The sequence below is a fragment of the Paenibacillus sp. P4_E11 genome (assembly GCF_056401635.1).
In genome coordinates this window covers 192518-204429 of the sequence record NZ_JBFUIX010000003.1, presented here as the reverse complement: position 1 = coordinate 204429, position 11912 = coordinate 192518, and the positions used below count along the sequence as shown (strand labels likewise).

9 protein-coding genes and 1 pseudogene are annotated in these 11912 nt (G+C 48.4%); 3 read left to right on the top strand and 7 right to left on the bottom strand.

Going from position 1 to position 11912, the window contains the following annotated elements; translation table 11 throughout:
• The 7 genes and pseudogenes from AC1DWB_RS02740 to AC1DWB_RS02710 form a co-directional block, all read right to left on the bottom strand.
• Positions 1-460 (bottom strand): annotated as a pseudogene (locus AC1DWB_RS02740) (hypothetical protein); the annotation flags it as partial.
• Between the two features lie 130 nt (positions 461-590).
• The gene (locus AC1DWB_RS02735; protein WP_477539483.1) at positions 591-1640 is read right to left on the bottom strand and encodes a response regulator transcription factor; all 1050 of its coding nucleotides are present in this window, start codon (positions 1638-1640) and stop codon (positions 591-593) included.
• A gap of 60 nt (positions 1641-1700) precedes the next feature.
• A complete protein-coding gene (locus AC1DWB_RS02730) occupies positions 1701-3491 on the bottom strand; it encodes a sensor histidine kinase (protein WP_477539482.1) in 1791 nt (596 codons plus the stop codon).
• 182 nt (positions 3492-3673) lie between these two features.
• Positions 3674-5161: an ABC transporter substrate-binding protein gene (locus AC1DWB_RS02725; RefSeq protein WP_477539481.1), complete on the bottom strand. Its 1488-nt coding sequence runs from the start codon at positions 5159-5161 to the stop codon at positions 3674-3676.
• Between the two features lie 18 nt (positions 5162-5179).
• Entirely contained in the window at positions 5180-6070 is an 891-nt protein-coding gene (locus tag AC1DWB_RS02720; protein ID WP_477539480.1) for a carbohydrate ABC transporter permease, read from the bottom strand.
• Positions 6071-6080: 10 nt separating this feature from the next.
• Positions 6081-7010: an ABC transporter permease gene (locus tag AC1DWB_RS02715; RefSeq protein WP_477539479.1), complete on the bottom strand. Its 930-nt coding sequence runs from the start codon at positions 7008-7010 to the stop codon at positions 6081-6083.
• A gap of 219 nt (positions 7011-7229) precedes the next feature.
• The gene (locus AC1DWB_RS02710; RefSeq protein ID WP_477539478.1) at positions 7230-9563 is read right to left on the bottom strand and encodes a helix-turn-helix domain-containing protein; all 2334 of its coding nucleotides are present in this window, start codon (positions 9561-9563) and stop codon (positions 7230-7232) included.
• Between the two features lie 233 nt (positions 9564-9796).
• Between AC1DWB_RS02710 and AC1DWB_RS02705 the strand changes: the two genes are divergently transcribed.
• From AC1DWB_RS02705 to AC1DWB_RS02695, 3 genes are all read left to right on the top strand, one after another.
• Entirely contained in the window at positions 9797-10366 is a 570-nt protein-coding gene (locus AC1DWB_RS02705; RefSeq protein WP_477539477.1) for a GNAT family N-acetyltransferase, read from the top strand.
• Between the two features lie 298 nt (positions 10367-10664).
• Positions 10665-10760, top strand: coding sequence for a competence inhibitor ComI (comI, locus tag AC1DWB_RS02700; RefSeq protein WP_239483764.1), 96 nt, complete (start codon positions 10665-10667; stop codon positions 10758-10760).
• A gap of 209 nt (positions 10761-10969) precedes the next feature.
• Positions 10970-11902, top strand: coding sequence for a hypothetical protein (locus AC1DWB_RS02695; RefSeq protein ID WP_477539476.1), 933 nt, complete (start codon positions 10970-10972; stop codon positions 11900-11902).
• Positions 11903-11912: the final 10 nt, after the last annotated feature.

Below are 11912 nucleotides of genomic sequence, written 5' to 3'. Positions count from 1 at the left end.
CCCTTGGACTGTCCCATGCACTCTGTGGAATCGCTTTCTTCAGACCCGGCGCGAATTTGTCGATAAGCGGTCCGAGCTCGGTGAACGCACCTGCGTCTACAGCTCCTGGAGCTGAGCTTGACTCAATCCCTTCTGTGCGCATTAGATCGGCCAAATTGCCCGATGCGAAACGAGTGGTCAGCTGTGGTATGAAATCTGGTGTGTGGCCGAGGAACTCGTAGTGCAGATCGAATCCGCTTAGCTTCTCCAATTCTTTGACATACTCATTGTCATCCCAATTGGTAACTGCTTTTGTATAAGGTGCGTTGGCATGGGACAATAGAAGGCTGACTTTCGGCGATTCTTTGGGGGGTTCATTGCCACTTTCTGACTTGCTGCTGCATGCCGCAAGAACACTTACCATTGCGAGCACCATTACGAGCAGTAGAACGATCCCTTTTTTTGTGTGACGACCGGCCATGCGAATTCCTCCCTTTTTGTACTAGAAAGCGATTTAGGTTACAAGATATACATTAAGAGAAGGGCACGATGGAACATAGGCGATTTTTTTGGAATTGTGGTTGTTTTTTTGGCAAAGTCTTGTGTTGTGCTTAATAAACGCCAAAGCGTTTTTTGTATTCCTGCGGCGAAACCCCGCAATACTTCTTAAACGCCTTGTTGAAATGCGAGTAGTCACCATATCCAACTTGGTGAGCGATTTCCGTCGCTTTGCTGAGCGGGTCCTGCAACAATAACATCGCTTGTTCCATTCGTTTCTTCGTTACGTATTGGATGAATCCGATTCCCATGTCCTCTTTGAACAATAAGCTCAAATGAGACACGGATATCCCGATTTGATCTGCCACCTCGGATAGCGATAGGGTTTCCTGCCGATAGGTTCGCTCAATATAGTGGACAACATATTCGATGCTTTTCCGATGGCCGAAATTGCGACTCCGACGAATGATGCCGGCTGCCTCCGTCATCACATCCTTCATAATGGAGAATACATGCTCAGTACCCGCTTCCTTCACCCGAACCGACAATGCGTCCAAGCCCTCTACGTTTTTGTCTCGCAGTTCAAGAAAGACGAGCGCCGTCAAATTCATATACAGCTGCTTCATCAAGCGTGACGAGACGCCTTGCTCGCGAAACTGGCGGTCGATCAAGGCAAGCTTGTCCAGCAACCGGGCGTCCTCTAGCAGCCAGAGCAATTCAGCAATAACCGTTCCATGCGTTCGGCAATATTGGACCCAGCTGCTGTCCCGCACCATATCCATTTCTTTGGCTGCCAGCCGGGCAGCGACACGGTGAAGCGCCGCGATTACCTGCTCCGGTTCGATCGGCTTCAGAATGTAATCCGTTACCCCGAACCGCAATGCTTTCTGCGCGTAACGAAAATCGTCATACCCCGAGATGATGACCACCTCACGATCGCCTTCGCGCAAGGCCAATTGCTCAAGCAGCTCCAGGCCGTCCATGACTGGCATCTTGATGTCGATGAACAGCAGGTCCGGCGCGTACATGGCAACATGCTCCAGTGCTTCGATGCCGTTCTTGGCATCCGCGACCACCTGAAATCCATGTTCCGCCTTTTCGATCAGTTTGCGCAAACTTTGTTTGATCATATGTTCATCATCGACGATTACGATTGAATACATGTTCCCTACCCCCATGTTGCTTTTAATGACAGTCCGGATCATCTCTAACTCGTTGCCCCGCTACTTCAACGGCAGTCGGATTTCTATATCCGTGCCGCTCTCGTCCGACTTGGTGATCCACAGCCCGTAGTTGCTTCCGAAGGTGAGCTGGATGCGCTTATGAACATTCCACAAGCCGATGCCTCCACCATCGGACGGGATTCTTCCTTCAGTGGCAATGATCGGATCAGCCGTACCCAGGAACACGTCGTTCAATTGTTTCATGACAGCGCTTTCGATACCTCCGCCACGATCACTAATCGTCACGATATAGCTCGATTGTTCTTCTCTGCCGTGAATACCGATATAGTCCGCACTTAGCTTATAGCGGTCGTAGCCGTGAATGAAGGCATTCTCTACGATCGGCTGTATAATCAAGCTCGCCGCTTCCACATTTGCTGCCTGGTGTTCATCTACGTCCCAATCGAGAATAAAATCAAGGTTCCTCTCGGAATGAATCGATAAGTACGTACGGATATAGTCCAGCTCCTGCTGCAAAGTAACCCGTCTTGAGGAATGGTTGATGCTGTAGCGAAAAATGCGGGCGAGGGCCGTGGCCATCCGACTGATCGGAAGGACATCGGTCACGATCGCGTAAGAGTTGATCACTTCCAGTGTATTATATAGAAAATGCGGATTGATTTGCGATTGCATCATCCGCAGCATCGATTCCTGCTGCTTGATCTCCATTTCCTTCTCCCGCAGCTCGGCGCGATGCTCAACTTCGATCAATCGTCTTAGTTCGGCTATCATTCGGTTGAAGCCTTGATTCAAGCTATCAATCTCGACAAACAACCGGTTGCCAGGCGCGCGCACGCTAAGGTCCCCTATCTCTGCCCGTCTCATCAGCCGCTGAAGTTTCAGCAAAGAACCCGTAACGGTCAACGAACCTATGCCGCCTACGACGAGCGCAAGTAAGATGAGCAATAGCATGAAGGCGATGGACGTATTGCGTAGCACCATCAAGGTTCCGTTTAACTCGTGAAAAGGCACCTCCGAGACGATATACCACTCCGTAAGGGAAGATTGACTGTAATAAATCAGCTTCTTCTCTCTGTCAATCGTGCTCATGAAATAACCGTTGGAGCTGCCGAAATTGCCCCGCACCGCCGGTTCCAATCTATTGCTGATCTTCCCGTGGTCAGGATGATAGATGATCTCCCCATCCTTGCCGAATATCCAGATAAACCCGCTTTGCCCCAATTGAATATTGCCAAAAAATCGGGCGAGCTCGTACAAGTCAATATCAATGACAAATAACCCTTGCGCGGAAGAAAGGGAGGCGTCAACGATTTTTTGTGCTGCTGTGACGATCGGTTTCCCATTATACCAAGTAATATTCAACACCTTGAAGGAGCTATCATCGGACAGCAGATTCAACACCGAACGATACCGTTCAGCGGGATCGAATCCACCCTCACTTGTAACGATGGGCCCCTCTGCCGATATAAGGGAAAATCTGGTTATTTCATTGCGGGAGAATAGTAGGCTAGGAAATACTTCTTTCTGCAAACGTTGCCCAATCGCAAAATCCCCATATGTATCTCCTTTAGCCAAATATATATATTGGGTAACGAGCGGGTGCACCAAATAGGGCGACAAATCTTTGGCCAAATCTTTGAAATAGGCATCCAAGCGGTCTTGTATTTGTCCGACCAATAGTTGATCGTAATCGACGGCAATCTTCTCGATCGTTTGGCTTGACCGCGACTGCCAGTTCATGCCGATGAGAATCGACGGTATGCAGAAGAAGATGAGAATCAGTAGAAACAGTTTCGTCTTGAGCGACAAACTTCCTATCTTGTGTAACATCGGACCCCTCCATCTACCCCTGCTGATTATTAACCCGACTTCTCGATTGTCATACATAACAGTTATTAGCAGTCTATCATAAATACTCGACGTCGTTCGGAAACTTTGATCAAGCATACCGGAGTTTCTACACGAAAAAACGCCCTTCCAACTTCCTATTGGAAGCGAAAGGGCGTCTACGTTTACTTCGTCTTTTTCCATTCGTCCAGTTGCTTTTGCACCTCAGCGATAATTTTGTCGATGCCGGCTTTTTTCAATTTGTCTTTGTATTCCGTCATCTTGTCTTTAGCTTCTACTGTGCCGGTGTTGAAGCCGGGACCGTATTCATCAATCAGTGCTGTGACGTTGGAGATTTCTGCGGACACCGCTCCCGGCTGGAATTTGAAGCCCATGATCGGCGACGGTTTGGCACCCTCATTTTCCTTGCGAGTCGCTTCCGCAACCTTCGGATCTTTGCCTTCCAGAATCAAGCCCTTGAATACGTTGCCGATCGTCCAGTCGGCCATTGCGTAGCCGCCATCTTTGATAATTTTGGCGGAGCCGTCCGCATTTTTCGTGTAATGTTTGCCTTCCACACCCAATTTCATCAAGTTATACAGGGTCTCATCCGTATTCACCAAATTCACTAGCATCATTGCGCGTTCAGGATTGGCCGACTTGGCATTGATGGCTTGCATGGTCGTAATAATCGTGTTCGTCCCTGCATAGGTTTCTGTCGTTTTACCATAAATAACGTCTCTGCCGCCCATCTGCACTTTTGTTTCGGCCTCGCCGCCCGGTTTGAGCGCATTATGGTAGCCGAATAGCACTTTGCCCGATTTCTGCAGATCTGTCAACGCTTTGAGCGTAGCGGCATCCTGGTTGATGTATCCTTTCAAATACCAACCACGAACCGTGTTAATATAATCCATATACTCCGGGGTATCGAATACACTTAACACCTTATTCGGGTCCTTCAGGTTAATAAAAGCGATGTTGGCGATGATGGGCTCCAGATTGTACATCCGTGCCATATTGCCGAAGTTTCCAAGACGATATAACGGATATACGAAATCCGCCTTTTCACCCGCTTTGACTTGCGCTAGCATCGGCTCGATATCGTTCAGTTTTTTCAATTTGCTCAGATCCAGCTTGTATTTGTCGGCAATCTCCTTCAGAACGATGAAGCCTTCCGTATTCGTAACGGTTTGGTAGTTCGGGACGCCATATATTTTGCCGGCAATTTTCGTTGCATCCCACACGAACTGAGGCATGCTTTTCTTCACGTCGGGAGCATATTTATCGATCAAGTCGTCCAAGGCAAGGAACGCGCCTTTGCTCTGATTCTGCACATAGTCGAAGTTCCAGTTCGAGGTCCAGATCAGATCCGCCTTCTCACCCGAGGCGACGACAGTGTTCATCTTTTGCGTGTAATCGCCGAACGCGACGACGTTCAGCTTCACTGTAGCATTGATTTTGGCTCTTGTAATTTTGTTAACCTCTTCTTCCACTGTCTTAAGGTCGGCGGGAATGGCCGATTCCGGCAAATACCAGATCAGCTCAACCGGCTTCAAATCGGCGGGGTTCGTCGAGGCGGCCTTGTTGTCCTTCGAACCACAAGCGGCCAAGGCAACGACAAGGCACAAGATCATCATCCCAATAACGACTCTGCTAACAAATGTCTTTTTCATGTTTGAATGGACCTCCCTTTAACTTTTAACCGAACCTACTGTCAGCCCGGCGACAAAATAACGTTGGAAGAACGGGAACACGAACATCATCGGACCCGCAGCAAGCACCGCCATGGCCATCCGTGCGGACAAACTAGGGAATTGCGTCAAGTCGATAGCCACATTAAGGAGATTCACATTGTTAGTCAGAAACTCGATCGTGTTCATGATGCGGTACAACAGCAGTTGCAGCGGCACGAGATGCGGTTCGTTAATGAAGAGCAGACCCAGCCACCAATCATTCCAGTACACAAAGGAAATGAACAAACCGACAGTTGCGAGCGCAGGCAGCGAGAGTGGGATGACGATCGTGAAGAAAATCCGATTTTCACTCGACCCGTCGATCTTCGCAGATTCGAAAATTTCCTGGGGAATTTTCTCCATGAATCCTTTCATGATCAGCACATAGAAGGGACTAATCAGATAAGGGATGATGAGCGCCCATATCGTGTCTTTCAGATGCAGGTATTGCGAAACCAAGATGTAGAACGGAACTAGCCCGCCGCTGAACAGCATCGTGAAGAAGATGAACAGTGTCGTTACCCTGCGATAACGATAGTCCTTTCGTGATATCGCGAAGGCGACCATCGACGTAAGCAGCAATCCGCCTATCGTCCCAATTACGGTAACAAGCACGGTGACACCATAAGCGGTCAATAGCTGCTTCGGGCTTTGCAGAATAATATCGTACGCAAGGAAGCTCAGTTTCTGCGGGATCAGATGATAGCCCGAGGCGATCAGCGATTTCTCATCCGTAAGCGAGATGGAGACGACTAGAACGAGTGGAATCAACACCGCTATGGACAAGAGGGTGAAAAACAAGTTGATAATAAGCGGCGCGACTTTTGTTTTCGTAACGGATGTGTTCATGCTTGTCCCCCTACCACAACGCATTGTCCGAGTTAATTTTTCTGATAATCCAATTTGTTGTGAGCACAAGGAAGAAGCCGACAACCGATTGATACAATCCGACTGCAGTCGACATGCCGACATCACCGGCTACGCGAAGCGACCGATACACATACGTATCAATGACATCCGTAACGGGATACAGGAAGCTCACATCATTAGGCACGAAGTAAAATAAACCGAAATCAGCACGGAAGATGCCGCCCACTGCTACGATGAACAAAATGATAATCAGAGGTGTTAGGAGTGGGATCGTAATGTTGCGTACCATTTGCAGCTTCGACGCCCCGTCTATGCGGGCGGCTTCATAATAAGAAGGGTCAATTCCGAGAATACCCGCATAATAAATCAGCGATGAGAATCCGACCGATTTCCATAAGTAGACCAGGATAATAATGACCGGCCAGTATACGGGATCCTGGTACCACTTGACCGGATCTACCCCCCAAGAAAGAAACAGCTGATTCAGGAAGCCGTTCTTGTGCTCAAGGAAACCGAGTGTCACATAACTGACGACGACCCACGAGAGGAAATAAGGCAGGAACAGCACCGTCTGGTGGACTTTCAACCAGCGGCGGCTGATTTCATTCATCATAATGGCGAACACGACGGAAATCGCGGTCGTCAACACGATGAATGAGCCGTTGTAAAAGATCGTATTCCGCGTAATCCGAAACGCATTGTCGGAGGTGAAGAAAAATTTGAAGTTCTGGAATCCGACCCAATCGCTTCCCCACAAGCCTTGTGCGTAATTGTACTTCTTGAATGCAATAATCAGTCCGATCAATGGCAAGTAGTTGAAAATAATTTTGAACAATACAGCGGGTAACGCCATTATGAACAGCTCGCGGTTTTTGTATAACAGCTTGCCTTCTTTTCTAGCCCAAACAATTGGATTCATACTCTCACCTCCCTTTCGTCAAATCGTTTGTATGGTTTGATTATGTTCCATTCACAGCCCCCCTGAATACTGATAAGATCGTACAATGGCTGTAAAATGACGACTATAAAATCATGCTCCACTGTGAAATTATGCGCAGCCGCGACCTAAGAACAATAGAAAGACCTGCAGCGGCGCGGGATTTCCGTCTGCCTTGCAGGTCCGAGGGTAACAGCTTGATCATGGATTTCGTGTCAGGCGATATTCTTTCGGGGTAATGCCGTATCGTTTCTTAAATAATTTAAAATAGTTACTCTCGTTGTTGAACCCGATTTTCTTAATAATATCCACGATGCTATCGTCGGTCTGCTCCAACAGATGAAGCGATTGGGTCAACCGATTTTCGTTGATGTAATCGGCGATAGACATGGACTCCTTGCCGCGGAAATAACGACCGAGATACCCCGGAGACATCTTAAGCGCATCAGCTATCGATTGCAAACTAAGGTTGGGGTCGGTGAAGTTCTGGGTTATCATTTCTTTCACCGCGCCGATCAGAAACTCGGGTTTGTCGAATTTACCGGCCTTGCGCTCGATAGTTAGCTCCTCCAGCATGTGGCCGATCAATTGTCGCATAGCCGGGAGTGTTTCCTGTTCCAACACTTGTCTTCTGTAGCGCTGCAACACAACCGCCATGGAATGAGCTTTTGGTGATTTCATTTCCCGCACGGTCTGGTTGATGATCATCAGCAGTTGCATGATCGCCTCGTCCACTTCTTCGCAGTGAAAGGTGGCAATCGTCCGGAACACTTCGTCCAACCGCTGATTCATCTGCTCTTGCTGATTGCTCTTGATGCTCTCGGCAAGTTTCCTGTACTGTTCGGCGGGAACTTGCTCATCCGCTCGCTTCTGCTGACTGTTGTACAATTGCGGCGTAATCACAGTCTGTTTGCCCGCGATCATCCGATAAAGCGCATGCGTTTGCGTCAGTTGATAATGCGTCGTAATCGCCCGATAGTCGGCAATAGGTTCGCTCAGTACCGCCGTTAAGCTAAGTTTATAATAATTGTGCAACGTATCCTGAATACGATGCATCTGCTCTGTAATGAACGCATACGCCTCGAATTCGCTATCACCGCCGGGAGTCGGCAGTTGGATCAGCAACACCAGGTGATCGCCCATCATGTCGATGGTTTGGTTCGCATAATGCTCGCCGACAATCTCTCCCGCGATATTGCAGGTCGCAAACCGGCAAAGCCTCTTCTCCAACTCGTTGCGGTCGTGGCAGTAGGCCGCATAATCGTCAATCTTCAATAAGATGAGCATAAATGGTTGGTCGGCCAACCAGATCTGACCGTCGGCATATTGCCGGACCTGCTCCGCCGTAATGCCAGAGCTGTCGGAAATCCATTCGCGCACAAAATACTCGTACAACGTCTGCCGATTGGCGACGCCGGTTTCTTGCATCTGGTTGATATTGTTCTGCATGTTCTTGTAGGCGTTCGTCAAAAAAGTCATTTCATCTTTATCGCTGCCGTTAAGCTCCAATCCGCGGTTCGGCATCAGTTGCAATTGATTGACCAGCCCGCCTACCGGCTTGTATAAACGAACGGAGAACAGCACGGAAGCGATAAACGAAAGCGCGACGAAAGCGATCAATGCGAACAAGGCAAACGTGCCGATTTGATTAATCCTGCCGAATAGTTGGTTGTACGGCTGAATGCTTATCACTTTCCATTGGTTGAGCTGCGAGGACATGTAAGACACGATTTGTTTGCCCTCTTGATTATTAACGATAAAGTAGCCGGAAGGTTTGGTTTCTAATTTAAGCTTGGCGATGATTTCCTCGCGGCGGGCGTTTACCGCTTCACTTTGTTCATTGCGATCGATCACTTGGCCGTTGTTGTCCACCAGGAAGACATTACCCAGCGCACCGGCTGCCAATTCATTCAGGGTGCGAATGTTGTCGAACAGCCATTCCGGTTTCACGGCAACCATGAGAACGCTTTCATTGTTTGTGTAGCTACCAACCGAATTGTACATAAAGTAAGCAAATACATTGCGGTCAATGCCGCCTACCTTCATGGTATATGGAAGCAGGGTCAGCTTCGGCACGTTCTGTTGTTGAATCAAGTAGTTCTGCAACTTACTCTTCTCCTGCTGGCTGCACGACACTGCTACAATCGAGTTGGAATAGGTGCATTTGTTATTGGCGTTATAGATCTCTACAGCGCTCACGAATAGGTTCGTGTTGACGATCTGATCGAGCTTGTTCAGCTTATTGTAGTACTGGAATATCTCCGGTTCCTCCGTATACATCAGCGAAATCAAGTCCCGATCGTAGAAGGAAGACACAGCCAACGACTTCACCATATCGTTCAAGTTGTCGATGTTGTAATTGACCTGATTGAGTACTTTGCGATTGGCGTCCTGCTGAAGCTCGAGCGTCGTATTGCGGGAATACACATAGATGATTGAGCAGAAGACCAGCAAGAATAGGACCACGAGCAGTGTATTGGTTGTGACGATGCGCCAAAAGAATTTTCGCGAAAAATACTTTTGCAATAAACTCATAAGCAGCCTTACTCCTGTCTTCGCACTATGTACCGCTATGGGTTATTATACCATACCGAGAGGGAGGCCTGGGAACCCATAAGCTCGCTAAATATGGGGGCGTTAGTTCTGCTCCCCATCCGAGCCGGGCCGCTGCATCGATTTGATTATATTAACAACTATGTTAGACTTCACCTGATAAGTGCGATTTTGAGTTTATCCTTGGTTAAGGGGTAAGGGGAGTGTTATAGGAAGTGATATTTAGTGAGTTGGTTGGTGAACGTGTTGCTTTACTTCCATTAGAGATTGCGCATATTGAGCCACTGTACGAATGTTCGAGAAATCCTGAGATATGGACCTACTATCCACGGGTAATTTCTTCCATACAAGAGATGGAATCGTTTGTGGTCAAGGCGCTGTATGGCAGGGATTGCGGAGAGGAATATCCGTTTGCTGTGTTGGATAAAGAGTCTAATCGGATTGTTGGAACGACTCGCTACCTTAGAATATCTGAGCAGAATCGTAACTTGAACATTGGTTCCACCTGGTACACACCTGAAGTTTGGCGTTCTCGGGTGAATACGGAATGCAAGTATCTCTTGCTGCAATATGCGTTCGAACAATGGTCGGCGGTTCGTGTGGAGCTGATTACGACTCCGGATAATATTAGGTCACAACGGGCGATTGAACGGTTAGGAGCGGTTAGGGAAGGGATGTTCCGGAAGAAATACAACCGTAGAAATTATGTCGTTTATAGTGTGATCGATGACGAGTGGTTGGATGTTAAGGGGCGGCTTGAGGGTTTGTTATCGTACCGGAGATAGATTCGAACGGACACAGGATCCCTTATTTGTTGATTTTAGAGTCGAATTGCATTCTATCGGACACAGGATCTCTTATTTACCTTTAATGGAGCCCCGACACATGGAATTGTGTGAAATAAGGGCTGCTGAGTCCGTAAAGATCGTGAAACAGAGGCGTTAACAGCAAATAAGGTCTCTGGTGTCCGTTCATTTAGGATCTAGAAAAAAGAGCACTTGTTCGTATAAAAGTTAGATGGTAAAATATAGATACAATTGAATCTTGGGTGGGCATGGTTTCCCTTTAAAAGGAGGTGAAGCCATGGAAGTAAAAGATGCAATCACGATTATGTTCCTCTTTGGAATGTTTATCCTTGCACTTTTAACATACATCAGCAATAACAACAAGAGAAAGTAAAAACCCACCCGAAGGTTAGCGCCGAAGGTGGGTTTTCGTCCTCTTATAATGACTCGAAGGGGATATACCATCCAAGCCAATTGTAGGGACCAAGTGTTAGAGCACTTGGTCTTTATAATCCTATGATACCACACTCAGAATATTGCTTCAATTGTTAATGCTTTCGAATTATATCAGCTTCCATTCATACTGAAGGAGCCATCAAGCCTATGGATACCCCAATCAACATCGCCTACCGAGAGGCGTTGCAAGCCTTTGTGGAGAAGGCACGGAAGGACGATCAGATCATAGCGGCGATTCTGCTCGGCAGCCTGTCCTATGACCAGGTGTGGGAGAAATCGGACATCGACATGAAGCTGATCGTGCAGGATCAGAAGCTGATCAAGCACCAGATGTGCTTTGTAGAGGACGGAATCCCGATTAACGCCAGCATTCAGACGCGGGATGAGTTCAAGCGCTGGGTGGAGAAGTCGGTGGCGACCTCGTTTAGTCATGCCTACTTGCTGCGAGGAACGCTGCTGTTCACCAAGGATAAGTCATTGGAGGACTACTTTGCCAATATCCGCTATATTGGCGAACGCGACCGGCAGCTGCAGCTGTTGCAGCTCGGGTGTCATGTGTTAGCTACGCTAGCCAAGGCGGAGAAGTGGTGTTATGTGAAGCAGGACGCGGCCTATAGTGCGTTTTGGATCATCAAGATGATCGACGCGCTGGCGCAGATCGAAGTGATCCGCCATGGTGAAGTGCCGATGCGGGAAGCTGTACTGCAGGCGATGACATTCAATCCGTCTTTCTTTCGAGACATATACGAGGGGTTAGTGACCGGGGCAGTCGACATGGGGAAGGTCAGGACTACCCTGGATCGGATTGTAGCGTTTCTGCAAGAACGGGAGCTGGAGCTATTCCGCCCGATTCTCGATTACTTGAAGCAGGAGCAGGACGTGCGTTCGATCACGGAGATGGCGGACAAGCTGGGGGCGGTCGTGCGGCTGGATGCAGGGTTTCTGGAGATGGCCTGCAGTTGGCTGACGGAGCGTGAATATATCCTGCAAGTCCCGCTCAACGCAAGGACCACGCCGAAGAGTCGGGTTTTTCTCGATGAGCCGGGGTATATGCTGCACAATGATGACTTTTTCGACTAAAAGGAGCGAC